14 protein-coding genes and 1 tRNA gene are annotated in these 15,264 nt (G+C 48.2%); 5 read left to right on the top strand and 10 right to left on the bottom strand.

The window, feature by feature from the left end:
* Positions 1-3 precede the first annotated feature (3 nt).
* Together F5I99_RS07690 and F5I99_RS07685 are read left to right on the top strand one after the other, a co-directional pair.
* Entirely contained in the window at positions 4-1,725 is a 1,722-nt protein-coding gene (locus F5I99_RS07690; protein WP_151054698.1) for a protein adenylyltransferase SelO, read from the top strand.
* Positions 1,726-1,740: 15 nt separating this feature from the next.
* A complete protein-coding gene (locus F5I99_RS07685; protein WP_151054696.1) occupies positions 1,741-2,319 on the top strand; it encodes an HAD family hydrolase in 579 nt (192 codons plus the stop codon).
* Between the two features lie 44 nt (positions 2,320-2,363).
* Here the strand turns inward: F5I99_RS07685 and F5I99_RS07680 are convergent, their stop codons facing one another.
* The 7 genes from F5I99_RS07680 to F5I99_RS07650 form a co-directional block, all read right to left on the bottom strand.
* Positions 2,364-3,149 carry a DUF2189 domain-containing protein gene (locus tag F5I99_RS07680; RefSeq protein ID WP_151054694.1) on the bottom strand — a complete coding sequence of 262 codons (786 nt, stop codon included), beginning with the start codon at positions 3,147-3,149 and terminating at the stop codon, positions 2,364-2,366.
* Positions 3,150-3,390: 241 nt separating this feature from the next.
* On the bottom strand, positions 3,391-4,413 hold the full coding sequence (locus tag F5I99_RS07675; protein ID WP_151054692.1) for a serine hydrolase domain-containing protein: 1,023 nt from the start codon (positions 4,411-4,413) through the stop codon (positions 3,391-3,393).
* Positions 4,385-5,095 carry a hypothetical protein gene (locus F5I99_RS07670; RefSeq protein ID WP_151054690.1) on the bottom strand — a complete coding sequence of 237 codons (711 nt, stop codon included), beginning with the start codon at positions 5,093-5,095 and terminating at the stop codon, positions 4,385-4,387. The genes F5I99_RS07675 and F5I99_RS07670 overlap by 29 nt, the downstream gene beginning before the upstream one ends.
* Positions 5,096-5,425: 330 nt before the next feature.
* Positions 5,426-5,501, bottom strand: a tRNA-Ala gene (locus tag F5I99_RS07665).
* A gap of 98 nt (positions 5,502-5,599) precedes the next feature.
* Complete coding sequence (gltX, locus tag F5I99_RS07660) at positions 5,600-7,105, bottom strand: glutamate--tRNA ligase (RefSeq protein ID WP_151054688.1); 1,506 nt, start codon at positions 7,103-7,105, stop codon at positions 5,600-5,602.
* 342 nt (positions 7,106-7,447) lie between these two features.
* A complete protein-coding gene (locus tag F5I99_RS07655; protein ID WP_151054686.1) occupies positions 7,448-8,410 on the bottom strand; it encodes an SLAC1 anion channel family protein in 963 nt (320 codons plus the stop codon).
* A 138-nt stretch (positions 8,411-8,548) separates the two neighbouring features.
* On the bottom strand, positions 8,549-9,250 hold the full coding sequence (locus tag F5I99_RS07650; protein WP_151054684.1) for a tellurite resistance TerB family protein: 702 nt from the start codon (positions 9,248-9,250) through the stop codon (positions 8,549-8,551).
* Positions 9,251-9,439: 189 nt separating this feature from the next.
* On the opposite strand from F5I99_RS07650, the gene F5I99_RS07645 reads away from it, so the two are divergent.
* Entirely contained in the window at positions 9,440-10,477 is a 1,038-nt protein-coding gene (locus F5I99_RS07645) for an NADP(H)-dependent aldo-keto reductase (protein ID WP_151054682.1), read from the top strand.
* An 80-nt stretch (positions 10,478-10,557) separates the two neighbouring features.
* Here the strand turns inward: F5I99_RS07645 and F5I99_RS07640 are convergent, their stop codons facing one another.
* Entirely contained in the window at positions 10,558-11,433 is an 876-nt protein-coding gene (locus tag F5I99_RS07640; protein WP_151054680.1) for a DMT family transporter, read from the bottom strand.
* A 136-nt stretch (positions 11,434-11,569) separates the two neighbouring features.
* Here F5I99_RS07640 and F5I99_RS07635 point away from each other — a divergent pair, with 136 nt between their 5' ends.
* On the top strand, positions 11,570-12,226 hold the full coding sequence (locus F5I99_RS07635; protein WP_151054678.1) for a potassium channel family protein: 657 nt from the start codon (positions 11,570-11,572) through the stop codon (positions 12,224-12,226).
* Entirely contained in the window at positions 12,208-13,533 is a 1,326-nt protein-coding gene (locus F5I99_RS07630) for a TrkH family potassium uptake protein (protein WP_151054676.1), read from the top strand. Before F5I99_RS07635 ends, F5I99_RS07630 begins: the two co-directional genes overlap by 19 nt.
* Here F5I99_RS07630 and F5I99_RS07625 read toward each other — a convergent pair.
* Together F5I99_RS07625 and F5I99_RS07620 are read right to left on the bottom strand one after the other, a co-directional pair.
* The gene (locus F5I99_RS07625) at positions 13,530-14,204 is read right to left on the bottom strand and encodes a response regulator transcription factor (protein WP_151054674.1); all 675 of its coding nucleotides are present in this window, start codon (positions 14,202-14,204) and stop codon (positions 13,530-13,532) included. The two genes, F5I99_RS07630 and F5I99_RS07625, sit on opposite strands and share 4 nt — an antisense overlap.
* A complete protein-coding gene (locus F5I99_RS07620) occupies positions 14,197-15,246 on the bottom strand; it encodes a sensor histidine kinase (protein ID WP_151054671.1) in 1,050 nt (349 codons plus the stop codon). Before F5I99_RS07620 ends, F5I99_RS07625 begins: the two co-directional genes overlap by 8 nt.
* Positions 15,247-15,264: the final 18 nt, after the last annotated feature.

The following is a 15,264-nucleotide window of genomic DNA, read 5'->3' as shown; positions in this document are numbered from 1 at the left end:
CCTATGACACAAGCAAAAGACCAGGAAATCTCTGCCAGCATTACAACCCTCAATGCGCTTGCAGCCTGTGCAAGCTACTCATTCCTGGACGTCCTCAATTGCGATCCTGACGCGACTGAAGAGGGTGTTGATCACGCACCACGGCAAGTTTTCACCGGCCACTTCGTTCCAGTCAAGCCAACACCCATCCAGAATCCGGAATATATCGCTCACAGCCCCAGCTTTTTTGCTGAACTGGGCCTGGCCGACAGCCTGGCGCAATCAGACGATTTTATGCGGGTGTTCTCCGGTAACCTTAGCCAGGCACCAGAACCGATGCAAAAAGTTGGTTGGGCCTGTGGCTATGCACTGTCAATCTTCGGCACCGAATACACCCAGCAATGCCCGTTTCGAACCGGTAACGGCTACGGTGATGGTCGTGCCATCTCCGTATTTGAAGCCGTCATTAATGGCCAACGCTGGGAGATGCAACTCAAAGGGGGCGGTCGAACCCCCTACTGCCGAGGGGCCGACGGCCGAGCCGTGCTACGCTCAAGTGTTCGCGAATTCCTCGCACAAGAGCATATGCACGCGCTGGGAGTGCCAACATCACGGTCACTGTGTTTGTATGTATCCAAAACTGAAAAAGTGCAACGGCCCTGGTATTCAGCTGGTTCCTACGCTAAAGATCCAGACCGTTATTTTTTAGAACCCGTGGCTATCTCAACGCGCGTGGCACCCTCCTTTATCCGGGTGGGTCAACTGGAACTCTTTGGTCGTCGCGCCCGAAACCAGGCACATCCGCGCGCGATGGAAGAACTGGAAAAGCTCGTCTTACACTTAATGGATCGAGAATATGGCGAGGTTATCGACACGACACGATCACTTGAGGAAAAAGTACTTGTGCTGGCAGGTGAATTCTGTGGCCGACTGACCTCTTTAGTTGCTAACTGGATTCGCGTCGGATACTGCCAAGGCAACTTCAACAGTGACAACTGTGCCGCGGGTGGCTTCACCCTCGACTACGGCCCGTTTGGTTTCTGTGAAGCATTCAATCCCTATTTCCAGCCATGGACAGGGGGTGGACAGCATTTCGCATTCCTCAATCAGCCGATTGCAGCAGAGCGCAACTTCCAGATGTTCTGTGCCGCGTTACGCCCGCTACTTTCAGCACAGCCTGCCTTTATACAGCAGCTTGACAAAATTCAAGCTAATTTCCCCAGGGTGATGCAGGCTGCAATGGAAACGATGTGGGCGGCCAAATTAGGGTTAGTCGTATTCAACGCCGAGTTATTCAACGAACTGATCACGTTAATGATGCAAACACCGGTGGATTACACCCTTTTCTTCCGCGAGCTATCGACAGTACCTAATGATATCGAGCCACTCACGAAAAGCTTTTACACTGAACTGACCGCTGAAACAGACAACGAAGGATTGCATACGCGCTGGGCAGAGTGGTTCATCAAATGGAAATCGCTGATTACCTCAGGACCCCGCTCTACTGAGGAGATTTCTATACAGATGCAACGCGCAAACCCAAAATACATTATGCGAGAAGGGAATGTAGTGCCCGCGTATCAGCATGCAGCTAGGGGTCAGTATGCGCTAATCAAAGAACTACAAGGCGTGTTAACACAGCCCTATGCCGAACAATCACAAGAGATAGAAGAACAATATTACAGGCTTAAGCCAGCAGAATTGTTTGGGCTTGGAGGATTTTCACATTACAGCTGCTCGTCGTAATCTACAGGCTATAGAATGAAACACATTCGAGGGGTAATTTTCGACCTGGACGGCACCCTGGTGACCTCATCGCTAGATTTTATGGCGATCAAGCAGGAAATTTGTTGTCCTGCTGATGAGGATGTTTTGTCTTTTTTGAAATCCTTACCAGAGAAGCAACAGAGTGCAGCTTTAGACGTGATACATCGTCACGAATTACTCGATGCTCAGGGTAGTGACTGGATGCCGGGTGCTCGAGCCTTCGTGGATAAATGTGTAGAAAATGACATACCCATGGCGATCGTGACTCGAAATTCATTCCAGTCTTCAAGAGTTAAAATTGAACGAAATGCCATTCCCATTGACCGACTCATTACCCGAGAAAACTCCAAGCCGAAACCCGATCCAACCGCCCTGCTACAGATCGCAGGCGACTTTGGATTACCTCCACACGCCATATTAATGGTGGGTGATTACAGGTACGACCTGGAAGCCGGTCGAAATGCAAAGATGCCATCCTGTCTGATTCACTACACAACCTTACCCGATTATGCTCATCTGGCTGATTACAGCTTCCAGCACTTTGGCTTGCTGCATCAAGCCATGTTCGAGTGAGCGTCATGCCCTGTAACAGGGCACCGCAATGATCGCTCAAGATCTCATTTCTTTAATGCATTACTAGGCCACTGCTCTGCATCGATTGTTTCTCTGTAGGCATGCCAGGAGGCATGGCCTAAAACCGGCATAATCACTACTAGCGCAACCCATGCTGTTAGCGCAGCAATCATAATTAAGCAGGATATCATGACAGCCCAAAGCATAAGTGGGTATTTATTTCGCATGACCGCATTCACACTTGTGACAACGGCAGTCACCGCATCGGCCTTACGGTCAATCAACATTGGCAATGAAAAAGCACTGACGGCGAACACGACCAAACAAAAAAGAGCGCCAACTGAAATACCTGCAATCAAAAAGACGGCCAATTGACTATAACTTGGGTTGGCAACTTCCGGGAAAAAGATATACATGGTGTTTGCAGCACGCGCCCATACCAGTAAGACAATCACTAATATCACTGCAAAGATCATAGCTGATCCCATTACGCTTCCCGCATCTCTTATCGATAGCCTTAAGGATACTTTCTCACCTCTTTCTAACCGCAAGCTGATCGCGTAAAGCGTTAAAGCCAGCCAGGGTCCAGCAAAAACGAAGCCACTCACAAGCCCAAGATAAAGGCCAATACTACCAAATTGCATAGTAGCGACAGTCATTGCCCAACTGAGTAAAACCGTTAAAAAGCCATACACCAAACTTTGTCGAGATGCTGCCCGTAAATCATCAACGCCCTTTTGAAGCCAACGAAGTGGAGCATCATCGCTGAGTTTTCTGCAGGGTGCAGCAAATGGCAGTTCGGATGGGTCTTTATGTTTATTATTATTCACGTTCAATCCCTCTTATACAGACTGAATCACACCAGGTTTGTGGAGACAGTTCGCTTTACCTAAGGCCGCTATGGCCTGACCGGTTTGTTACTCCAGTAGTGTGCCTCAGCTAGTCCTGAAGTTATACGGTGATTTTCAACCCAATAGATCCCGGCACCCGCTGATGGCTTTACCCATGTATCCATTTCAGTGCCGCTACTTCAACGGCTTCAGGGTCTTTCAGGATTGACGCCAGAACACCTCAGCCTTGTACAAAGACATCTAATTGAATCGCTGGAATAATATCTCGACTCAACATCTGATGAAGCTGGTCACGATAGCCGCTTCGGCCAGATGGTAAGTTTTCTTCTGAGGTAATGGCGACAGTTAGCTCTAGTTCTGGCAATACATAAATCATCTGCCCACCATAACCCCAGCCGTAATAACCCTCAACGCCAGCAAAGGGCTGAATAAACCAGCCATAACCATAGCCGCTGCGATGAAAACGCGATTGCGTGCGCTGCATCCAGCTTTCATCAATCCATTTTTTAGTAATGAGGCGCTTGCCGTCTTCGGTAACACCGCCACGACGATATAATTCACCTAGCGCTAGCAGTGAAGCAGGCGTCATGCCTACTTGATTGCCCCCCATGGGGATGCCTTGCGGATCGGTTACCCAGCTTTCTACGCGCACACCGGAGCCCGCTAACCATCTGTTTGCCAGCCGGTATGTATGTTCGCCAGATTCTCGCTTAATGATGGCAGAAAGCATATGTGTACTGCCGGTTGAATATTGCATGTTGCCGCCGGGCTCTTCGTCAAACGGCCAGGAAAGTGCGGTTTTTACCCAGTTATCGCTCATCACCCAACGTCCATAGTTACGGCCAGAGGTGCGCTCTAATCCGGCTTGCATTGACAGTAAATTACCAATGGTGATTTGGCTTAACCGCGGGTCCGGGTTGGCAGGTAGTTGATCAGATAATAATGGCGCAATGGGCTGGTCTACACCTTCAAGAATACCACGTTCAATAGCGATTCCGACGATAGTGGACATGAGTGTTTTTGACGCCGATTTGATATTGGTTACCGAATTAAGATTAGCGCCGTTGTAAGCTTTTGCCCAAATAACTTCGCCCTTGTAGGCGATCTGCACCGTTTTTATATTACTAAAGCTTTGCGCGGTTTCATCCATGGCGGAAAAATCAGTCGCATAAGCGGGCAGTATGAATGCCAGTCCAACCCAGGTTGTCAGTAGATTAAGCTTGCCCCTCACCTTCTTGCTCATCAACGTGAACCTCTCCTTCAAATTGATCTAGCTCTTTTATGTCTTCCAGCCAAAAGCTGGAACTGGTCAACAGATAAGTTCGGGAGTCATCTGTTTTCGATAACGTTTCTAATAACCAGATAATGCCTTCAGCTTCCGGGAATGCAGCACCGCAAATCTGATCAGAATAGAGTCGATTGAGCGTGACATTCTCATCCATACCCTGTGCTAATAACCTGACGATAGATGGTTTTGGAGCCTCATCAAAGATGGTTAAATCATCGCGTTCTTTTGCAGTAACTTTGAGTGTGAGTTGCACGCCAGTGGGTTGCGGAAAAATGCCGTTATAGGCTGATCGTAATAAATCATAGGCATTAAAAAGACGATGGTGAAAGCGTACATCCGAAAACCGCTCCCACATTTTTTCCTCTGCTAAATCATGAGACAACTGCTCAACTTTTCCTTCAGTGAGTTCCTCCTCTGAGAATAGAAAACTCAGCACTACATTCGCGGCCTCAGCAAGTTCAAGCTCATTAAATGACATATAACACATGTCCTTTATGTCTTTTTCGCTTAAATCCTCTAAGCCCTCATCCAAGCCCATTTCAGCTAACAGTGCCTTATAATCAGCTGTTGACCAAGCACCGGGTATTTCATTGATCGATTTATAATCAACAATTTGAGCTGTAAAATTCTTCTTCATGTGACACCTGTACTCAGTTAAGTTGTGTGAACCTTAGGCATATCAAACCAAAAAGAGGCAACAAGCTTTCTTGAGTTTGTCTCTTGAGCATAGCATTAATGCACACGAATCGGGCTTAACTGAGAATAGACGCCTGTCATGAGTGGGGTAAAAACGACGTGGTAAGGCAAATCAGGCGTAGTCAGGTCAGTGAGTTTGCGACAGGTATGAGGGATGTTGATGTGCAGGGCTCCAGCCTGGCCGGAGTGGTGTCACCCTTTGGTGTCACCTGCACTTCTTCTCGCTTTTTAAAATCTATAACTAAATGATTTTAAAAAATAAACAAAGGATTGGTGGAGTCTAGGGGGATCGAACCCCTGACCTCGACGCTGCCAGCGTCGCGCTCTCCCAGCTGAGCTAAGACCCCATGTCGGTAGGACGGGGCGTATCATAAGATTGCCGCCGTCCTATGTCAACAGGCTTTTGCAGAATTTTCATCTGCTTAGAGTATTTGTCCCGCTTAGGTCACTCAGCCGCGCCGGTAGTATCCTTTTCCAGGGCTGCAAACTCCTTTTCCCAGCGCTTGGCTTCTTTCTTGGATGGGCTACCCAACTGATCCAATGCAAAGCGAACGCGGGCACGGCTCATATCGGGTCCAAGAATCTGCATGGAATCAATCACTGAGACACTCTGCGCTGTGCCGGAAATAGCAACAAAGAGTGGAAACAGGAAGTCACGAATTTTGTAACCCATATTTTCAGACAGGTTTTTCATCCCGGCAAACAGCACGTCTTTGTGCCAATCATTCTGCTTATCCAGATACCAGGAGGCAAACTGCAGAATGCGGCGGCAGTCTTCTTGTGTCAGGGATTTGTGCTCGAAGCTGTCGGCATCCACCGGCAACATCCCGGATAAGAAAAAGCCTGCTAAAGGTGCAACATCCGAGAATTTTTCCACCCGCTGCTGAATCAGTGGCACGATCTGCATCAGATACTCAGGGTTTAGCGCCCATTTCTGGAATTCAGCGGCAAAGGCATCCACTGACAACTCTTCACGAATCCAGACGCCATTCAACCAGCTAAGTTTTTCCTGATCAAACACCGGTCCACCCAGTGAGACACGTGTCAGATCAAAGTGACTGAACATCTCTTCACGATTGAACTTTTCACGTTCATCCGGCATGGACCAACCCATGCGGCCAAGATAGTTCAATAAAGCTTCTGGCAGATAGCCCATGCGCTGATAGTACAGAATACTGGTTGGATTCTTGCGCTTGGACAGTTTGGATTTATCAGGGTTACGCAGCAGCGGCATATGACAAAGCTGAGGCATGTCCCAACCGAAGTACTGATACAGCAGCTTGTGCTTAGGTGCTGAGTTGATCCATTCCTCACCACGAATGACATGGGTAATCTCCATCAGATGATCATCAACGATGTTGGCCAAATGGTAGGTTGGCATACCATCTGATTTCAGCAGTATCTGGGCATCCACCTGCCCCCAGTCCAGTTCCATCGGACCACGCAGCATATCATCGATAACACAAATGCCTGTCTCTGGTACCCGCATTCTGACCACGAACGGCATACCGGCCGCACGGCGTCTTTCCGCTTCTTCAGCGGGTAGCTCCAGATCACCCTGTTTTAAGGCGGTATGCTGGCCACTGGCCCGGCGCGACTCACGCAACTCATTCAACTCTTCCGGTGTACGGAAACACAGAAACGCATGCCCCTCTTCCACCAGGCGCATAGCATAGTCTTTATAGATGTGTTTGCGCTCGCTTTGACGATAAGGACCATGTGGACCACCAACATCCGGACCCTCATCCCATTCCAAGCCCAGCCAGCGCAGTGAGTCGAGAATAGCCTGTTCCGATTCAGCGGTACTGCGGGTCTGATCCGTATCTTCAATACGCAGGATAAACTGTCCGCCATGCTGACGTGCAAAAGCTAAGTTAAACAAAGCGATATAAGCGGTTCCGACGTGGGGATCACCCGTAGGTGATGGCGCGACCCGGGTACGAACTGTCATAGAATGCGGTCTCTGTAGCTGGTTAAATAAAAACGCCATTATAGCCCGACAGCAAAGCCCGGGGCTATGCCGCAACCTTGAACCATAACAAAGCATATTCACTGATTTTTGCACCATCAATGCGCATAAAACTCACTGAAGTTATTTCACAACATAGCATAAGTCTTAATATATCTTTGTTTTTAAAGGAATTAAAAAAACTGGCACGCCCTGTGCTTTAGTATAAGTAAGATTTGCCGAACCAACAGGTTAAGCAAATCGCCTTTTTTCGCACTCGAGGGGCACTGCGAGACCGCCGCATCTTAGGATGCGGCGTTTTTTTTGCCTTTTTTTAACCCATCTTCAGACTTCAGGTTGAAACAGCTTGCCACTAATGACGCCTTGCAGAGTTCTGAGCAGTAACAGTCCAATCAGCAAGGTAACAAATCCCAGCGACACATAAGACAACACCAGAAAGAACCAACCTCCCTGTTTTTCCAGCATAATCTGTGTAGCAATGGAAAACGCGGCCAACGGGAAAGAGTAAGCCCACCAGGACAGGAAAAACGGAATTTTAGTGAAATAACGCACCTGCACTAACAGCAATAACACCAGAAACAATGCACTGAAGTAGAGAACTCGCGCAAAACCATCCAACACCCCTCCCTGCAACTGCATGTAGGCGATAAATCCTACGGCAGGCGGCGCAATCAGTATGAACAAGGTGGGTAACAGTTTTTGCGGGATCGGATCATGAAAAATGATGCGGTTAAATATCAACACCTTGAGTACAATCCAATAGACCAGTCCGATTGAGAAGAAAAACCAACTCGCTTCGACATAACCGTGCTGCACCCCGGCAATCGGTACCAGAATATTCCCCACCACCGGAATAAACCACGCCGGGGTACTGTGCTGAATGGTAAAATTTGTCTGATGCATCCACTGGGTAATTACATATAGGCTAAACAGCAAGTGCAAACTCGCCCCCAGCAACCAAACCACTTTTGATAAACCCATTGAAACAGGTAACAATGCCGTCGAGAGTAGAATCAAACTGATGGAAAAAGTCGGGAAGAAGCTGATTTTAATTGGATGACTGATTTCAGCCTTAACCGCTTCGGGGAAGCGAAGCAGTTTGGTCAGATAAAAAGCACTGATGACCAAAAACAGACTCACTGAAATTAGCAGTAATAATTGACTGATCCAATCAGGCATCTGCAGCACCAGATGGGAACGGTGCCAACTCAGTGTTAAGCCACCCAACCCCATGATCATCGCGAATAACGTAACCGGAAAATGCTGAAGAAAACTGTGCTTCTCCATCTGAACACCTCTATTAATTAGAAACAACTAATATTATTACAATGTTCAGTTGGCAAGTACAGAGTTTGCAGCTAATTCATAACTACACTTAACAACCTGGAGGTCATTTGCCAGATAGAGATCGCTAGACTACTGGTTTTACCCTTCAGACTCCCCCGTAACCTGGTGATCAAGATGTGCTACCAGATCAGCAGGCAGATTCAATCGATGAGCCAGGGCTTGCAGGTAGACTCTTTCAGCAGGGTGATCGCCATCAGCAACCAAACGTGACACTAAGTAGACCTCTGATGCCTGCTCAACCCCTTGCACACTCGAGGTCAAATCTTCAAGGCCGGGAGGGTTCCTCAAAGTATCGAATACAAATGCCTTACTTTCTGCATCCAATGATAGCTTTTCAACATGATCAAAAATAACGCTCTGCTCGCCAGCATCAATATGACCGTCCGCGTGTGCGGCTGCAATCATGGCCGTAATTAACGTTAATGCAAAGTTGTTGGTAGTGTTCTGATCCACAGGCGGTAGAAAGCGCGGATCAACCTGCTTCAAATCATGTTGAGTAGCAACCGGTGCGGTAGCTACCTGCTTACCTTCCTGCCAGTTTTGATAGGCCTTGAACGCCAGTGCACCCGCTGCCGCTGCGCCACCATAGCCCACTAGTCCACCTGCCATTTTCCGGGCTTTTTTATTGCCAACCAGCAGCCCAATCAACCCACCGGCTACAGCTCCACCAGTAAAATTGCCACCGGGTATACTCATACCATCAGATGCTTGCCCTTGCTGACTGCTATCAGAGGCTGAATTTCCCATAAACTGCTCAAGAAACTTGGTTGCATTGAACATAACGTCTGACTCCTGGTCATAATTTATCTGTATATTTACGTATTTGCATAGCTTCGAGATCAGTTGATCTGCCGTGTTAATGACAACAAAAATGTACAGTGGTTTCTTTATTAATCTATTCCAAAGCTGTAAACGAGTAAAATATACTATTCTTTAATGCAATAATTTAACCTGATAGAAGAAGGTGTTATGCAATATAGACCACTTGGAAAAACTGACCTGACTCTTTCTGCACTGACACTGGGAACCATGACCTGGGGTGAGCAAAACACGGAGAAGGAAGCACATGCCCAGATAGATAGGGCGTTGGATGCCGGGATCAACTGCCTGGATGCCGCCGAAATGTATCCAGTGCCTCCCAAGGCAGAGACGCAGGGTCGCACTGAAGCCTACATCGGTTCCTGGCTGGCAAGCAAACAGCAACGGGATCGTGTGATCATTGCCACCAAAATCACTGGCCCAGGTGAAGGCTTTCATTACCTGCGCAACGGCACCCGACTCAACCGCGAGCAGGTCATCGCCGCAGCCGATGCCAGCCTGAAGCGTCTACAAACAGACTATATCGATCTGTATCAAATCCACTGGCCAGAGCGACAAACCAATTTTTTTGGCAAACTGGGCTATCGTCATCAACAGGATGAGCTGGTCGTTCCAATTGAAGAAACCCTACGGGCTTGCGAAGAACTGGTTAGCAGCGGCAAGGTACGCCATATCGGTATTTCCAATGAAACACCTTGGGGATTACATGAATACTTGCGACTCAGCGAGGCACATGGCCTGCCTAGAGTGGTGTCGGTCCAGAACCCTTACAACCTGCTGAATAGAACCTATGAAGTGGGTCTGGCGGAAATGTCAATCCGTGAACAGGTAGGCTTGTTAGCTTACTCACCATTGGCCTTTGGTGTTCTGAGCGGCAAATACCTCGATGGACAACGTCCTACTGGCGCACGCCTGACACTCTACGAACGCTTCCAGCGTTACACCTCTCCCCTGGCCGATAAAGTCACCGCAGCGTATGTTGAGCTGGCACAACAACACAACCTCAGCCCAACCCAGATGGCGCTGGCCTTTGTCACTCAGCAACCCTTTGTAACCAGTAATATCATCGGTGCCACGTCACTTGAACAATTACAGGAAAACATCGACTCCAGTGAAGTCCATCTTAGCGATGAACTCCTCAACGCCATAGAGCAAATCCATACCCAACACCCCAACCCTTGCCCCTAACCCTAAAAGGGGTCAGTACCCTTTTAGGGTTAAGCTTTGTAGCGCCCTGTCATCATCGCCTAAAAGGGTACTGACCCCTTTTAGGCGATGATGACGCAGAGGGCGCCGATTACAATTAGTAACAGACCGATCAGATCCCGACGGCTCAGGGATTCCCGGAACCAGCGGGCAGATATGATCAGGGTAAACAGCACTTCGATCTGCCCCAGCGTTTTTACCAGAGCAACGGTTTCCAGGCTCATGGCCGTGAACCAGCCTAATGAACCCAAGAAGCTGCATAGACTGATCGCACCGGTCAACCGAGGGCGCTGCCACAAAGCTGACAGGGTTGCGGGCTCTCGCATAGTAATCCAACACAACAATATGGCCGTCTGCGCCAGAATCACACACAAAAGCACCCAGGCCGCGCTGTGCAGAAAAGGTAGCCCTAACATCAGACTAGCCTCCCGCACCAGGAGCGTCGTCAACGCAAAACACAAGCCACTGCCCAATCCGGTTACCAGCGTTGGTAACGAAACCGATTTAAGACTGGCCGGGTTTGCCATCAACCAGATGGCCAATCCACCGATCAACACCCCTAACCAGGCCAAAGGCGTCAGCAATGCACCGAAAAACAGCGCGCCCAGTACGGCCGCAATCACCGCCTCGCTTTTTGCCAGCCCGACCCCAATGGCATAATTACGCAACCGAAACAGCATGACCATCAACACAGTAGCTGCGATCTGTGCCAGCGATGCTAACAAAATCAATAGCCAGTAGTGCTGATTAAAGACCGGCAGCTCGGCCTCACCCAACTGATAGAGCAGCAGTAAATAGACGGCAGCTAAAGGTCCTGCATAAATAAAACGCGCCAGCGTCACTCCGACACTGCTCACTTCCTGGCTTAAATGTTTCTGAAACGCATTGCGCCAAGCCTGCATAAAGGCCGCAAAGAGTGTAAAGGGTATCCAAAGCATGGTAATAAACGATTCCGGTCGGTGTTGTTAAAGTAATATTTTACGCGTTTGTTACACCTTCATGTTGTTTTGAAACAGACTTTTAGCAAGGTTATTGCATAGACTGTTTCAAGTCTATCTATAAAGGTCTAAGGGCATGAAACGCAATCGCATAGCGGTTATAGGACTCGGTCGTTTTGGTCATTCACTAGCGATCGAAGCCCAGAAAAACGGCATTGAGGTCTTGGCTATTGATCGCCATGAGTCTTTGGTAAACGATATCGCTGACCAGGTCAGTGAAGCCATGATAGCGGACTGCACCAATCCTAAAGCCATTACGGCCGTCGACTGGCAACAATTTTCAACGGTCGTGGTAGCCATCGGCAGTGATATCAAAAATAGCATGATGGCTGTCATTCATTTACAGGAAGCAGGTGTTCAGAATCTTTGGTGTAAGGTACAAGATCGTTATCACGCGGCCCTGGTATCCCGGATGGGGGTTCAGAGGGTCATCAGCCCTGAGGAAGAAATGGGGCGCCGGGCAGGCAGAACACTGAAATATCCGGACATACTGCAACAGATGCAACTCACCGAGAATCAATATGTTGCCGAAATCAAAATCATCAATATCGTTGAGCAACGTTCTTTTCTGTCTACGTTGAGATTGCAAGACCTGACGCTACTTGCCATTAAACAAAAAAAACACTCTCAATTTGAGTCGTCACGTGAACTGCCAGACCGCTTTCATCCGGGCGACAAAGTACTGGTCATGAGTCGCACTCGCGAGGGATTTGCATGGCCATCTCTACTGTAGTCAGCCGGCATAGTTTCTGGGGATCTGCTGGTGGAACCCTGATTGTGTTTTTTGCTGGCGCGTCATTGATCGGCACCTTCTTACTATGGCTGCCATGGAGTCGGACACATAATGCGGACCTTATCGATCTGCTTTTCACTGCGGCTTCTGCAATCACCGTAACTGGATTAGTCACACTGGATACAGGATCAGATTTTACCCCACTGGGGCAGTTGGTGATTGCATTGCTCATACAGGCGGGCGGAATCGGATATATGCTCACTGGAACACTATTATTACTGGGCAGAAGCCGTTTTGTCTCGTTACGGCAACAATCTACGATGGGTGTATCATCACAGATCAGTGAAGGTGTTTCACTGTTTGCCTTGATTCGTTTTGTCATACTGTTCAGTCTTATTACCGTGATGTTTACCAGCTTGTTACTGACTCTCTTTTGGATTCCTGAGTTTGGGTGGGTAAAGGGCATAGGCTATTCTTTATTTCATGCCATATCTGCATTCAATAACGCTGGATTTGCGCTTTTTCCCAGTTCGCTCGTGGGTGTTGCCGGAGGCAACTGGGTCATCTGGATTCACGCTATGGCCTTTATCATAGGCGGCTTGGGTTTTATTGTTGTCTATGAAGTCTGTACCCCACAAAAGCGTCTGAGCATTCATAGCCGTCTAATGATTTATGGATCTCTAATTTTGTTAACTTTAGGCTCTGCTGCCTTATTGGTGTTTGAGCAGAACACCGCGAGTCTGGGTTCAGGCATTGATCGGCTGACGGCCGCTTTTTTTCAAGCCGCCACGACACGAACCGCAGGATTTAACTCCATAGACTTGAATGAAATGAGCCATGCCAGTCATGTGTTCATGATGATTAACATGGTCATAGGCGCGGGACCAGGCTCTACAGCCGGAGGCATTCGGTTGACCACCTTCATCCTTCTGCTTACCGGATTGTTTGCTGTACTTCAGGGCCGTGAATCCACGCGACTAATGGGACGCACTCTGGATGTTGAGCACCTGCTTCGCGCATCAGGAATTCTCATTTTAACCCTGACGTTACTAACGGCAATCTGCCTTCTGCTGTTGGTATTGGAACCTGAGCAGGAGCCCTTGATGGTTATTTTTGAGGCTGTATCCGCCTTGGGCACCGTTGGCCTGTCATTAGGACTGACGGGGGAAATGCACCCCTACTCGAAGCTATTGATCATCGTTGTTATGTTGATCGGAAAAATATCTCCGGTGATGCTTTTCACGGCCCTGGCCAACCGACCTGAGAAACCTGTTCGCTATGCTGGAGGACGAGTGGCCTTGGGTTAATCCTCAACAATCAAGCGATACCCTACTCCCGGCAGGGTTTCAATCAAACTGGACTGGTTGGTACCTTCGCCCAGCCTTGCCCGGAGACGTGCAATCAGTATTCTCAGGTAATGCGTATCTTGCAGATGACTTTGCCCCCAAATACGCTGCATTAGCTGCGTTTGCGTGATGACCTTGCCTGCATTTTCAGTCAACTGGCATAGCAGGGCATACTCCTTCTTGGATAAGCGTATTTCACGACCCTGATACTTCACGCACCTGGACACGTAATCAACACTCAGTCCGAGATGATTGTAGTCAGTCAAAACTTCAGGTCGCAAACGCAACTGAATCCTGATTCTGGCTAATAGTTCTTGCACACCGAATGGTTTGACTACGTAATCATTAGCGCCGTTATCCAGTGCTCTAACTTTATCAGTTTCATGGTTTCTGACTGATAGTATAATGACGGGTACCTGACTGAACTCTCGGATGGCAAGCAGTACATTCTGGCCATCCAAATCCGGCAAACCCAGGTCAAGAATCACCAGATCAGGAGCGCCCAAAGCTACCTGGGCAACAGCCTCTTTGCCTGTTTTGGCAAGGATCAAATCATACCCTTGCGACCTCAGGCTGATACTCAGAAATTTTATAATCTGTGCTTCGTCATCCACGATTAAAATCTTAGACATGTTCGCTTGACTCACTCAATGGCAGCATCACCCGCATGCAAGTGCCTGGTTCCATGTTTAATGGATCTAATATCAATAATTTTCCACCCTGCGCTGCAATCATACCCTTGGCTATTGCCAAGCCTAGCCCCTCACCCGCTTGATGCTGATCGCCTCGCCCCAAGGTATCAAAAAAATCAAACGCGTTGTCTCGCAACTCTTCAGCGATACCTGGACCCTTATCGATTATATCGATCACCAACCATTGATCATCAGCATGACAGCTGATTAATACCGCCTCTCCTGATGGTGAAAACTTAACCGCATTTTCAGTTAGGTTGTAGAGTGCTTGCTCTATCAATGCGGGATGTACTTCAATGTCAGGTAGTTTCAATGGACAACGCAGTATCAATTGCGCGTCAGAATAGGTTTTAAGAATACGTGTTCGAAGCACTTGCAACACGTCTTCAATTGAAATTTTCTGGCGGTCTATAGATAGATCGCCATAACCCAGCCGGGTCATGTCAAGCAGGTTTTGTATATAACGCTCCAGCCGCTGTGCTTCTGACATTACGGATTCCAGTAATGCCTGCTTGTCGGCCTCCGTTAAGCTCTGTTTCAATTCAATCAAAGAGGACGTTGCGCCAATCATCGTGACTAAAGGCGTTTTCAAATCATGAGACAATGAACTCATTAATGATGTACGTAAAACTTCCCGCTCTTTTTCAATCTGGGAAAGTTGCAGTGCTTTCTGCACCTCAGCTTCATCTTCAGTGCGTTTTCGAAGTTGTTGAGTCTGATGTCCAATCATAATAGCGACCAGAAAAAAAACCGCTGCTGCCAGAATATCCTCACCATGATCCATTAACAGCGTAAATTGTGGTGCTGTAAAAAAGTAATTGAAGCAGACAAGACTCACCGTTGCAGTCAAAATACCAGGTAATTGTCCAAGTTTTACGGCCACCAATAAAACACACAGTAACAACAGCAGTAGCGTGATGTGATAATGAAATCCTGCGAACAACAACAGTGCAGACAGGCCTAAGGGCAACAGAGCCGCCATTAGCCATTGATAAATGCT

The sequence above is a fragment of the Nitrincola iocasae genome, assembly GCF_008727795.1.
GTDB lineage: Bacteria > Pseudomonadota > Gammaproteobacteria > Pseudomonadales > Balneatricaceae > Nitrincola > Nitrincola iocasae.
Note: the sequence above shows the minus strand (reverse complement) of the source record. Positions and strands in the feature narration are given on the sequence as shown.

Bases quoted from the DNA above. Each gene is read 5' to 3' on its own strand.
- F5I99_RS07690 (WP_151054698.1), top strand. From the start codon at position 4: ATGACACAAGCAAAAGACCAGGAAATCTCTGCCAGCATTACAACCCTC.
- F5I99_RS07685 (WP_151054696.1), top strand. From the start codon at position 1,741: ATGAAACACATTCGAGGGGTAATTTTCGACCTGGACGGCACCCTGGTG.
- F5I99_RS07675 (WP_151054692.1), bottom strand. From the start codon at position 4,413: ATGAGCAAGAAGGTGAGGGGCAAGCTTAATCTACTGACAACCTGGGTT.
- F5I99_RS07670 (WP_151054690.1), bottom strand. From the start codon at position 5,095: ATGAAGAAGAATTTTACAGCTCAAATTGTTGATTATAAATCGATCAAT.
- gltX (WP_151054688.1), bottom strand. From the start codon at position 7,105: ATGACAGTTCGTACCCGGGTCGCGCCATCACCTACGGGTGATCCCCAC.
- F5I99_RS07655 (WP_151054686.1), bottom strand. From the start codon at position 8,410: ATGGAGAAGCACAGTTTTCTTCAGCATTTTCCGGTTACGTTATTCGCG.
- F5I99_RS07650 (WP_151054684.1), bottom strand. From the start codon at position 9,250: ATGTTCAATGCAACCAAGTTTCTTGAGCAGTTTATGGGAAATTCAGCC.
- F5I99_RS07645 (WP_151054682.1), top strand. From the start codon at position 9,440: ATGCAATATAGACCACTTGGAAAAACTGACCTGACTCTTTCTGCACTG.
- F5I99_RS07640 (WP_151054680.1), bottom strand. From the start codon at position 11,433: ATGCTTTGGATACCCTTTACACTCTTTGCGGCCTTTATGCAGGCTTGG.
- F5I99_RS07635 (WP_151054678.1), top strand. From the start codon at position 11,570: ATGAAACGCAATCGCATAGCGGTTATAGGACTCGGTCGTTTTGGTCAT.
- F5I99_RS07630 (WP_151054676.1), top strand. From the start codon at position 12,208: ATGGCCATCTCTACTGTAGTCAGCCGGCATAGTTTCTGGGGATCTGCT.
- F5I99_RS07625 (WP_151054674.1), bottom strand. From the start codon at position 14,204: ATGTCTAAGATTTTAATCGTGGATGACGAAGCACAGATTATAAAATTT.
- F5I99_RS07620 (WP_151054671.1), bottom strand. From the start codon at position 15,246: ATGGCGGCTCTGTTGCCCTTAGGCCTGTCTGCACTGTTGTTGTTCGCA.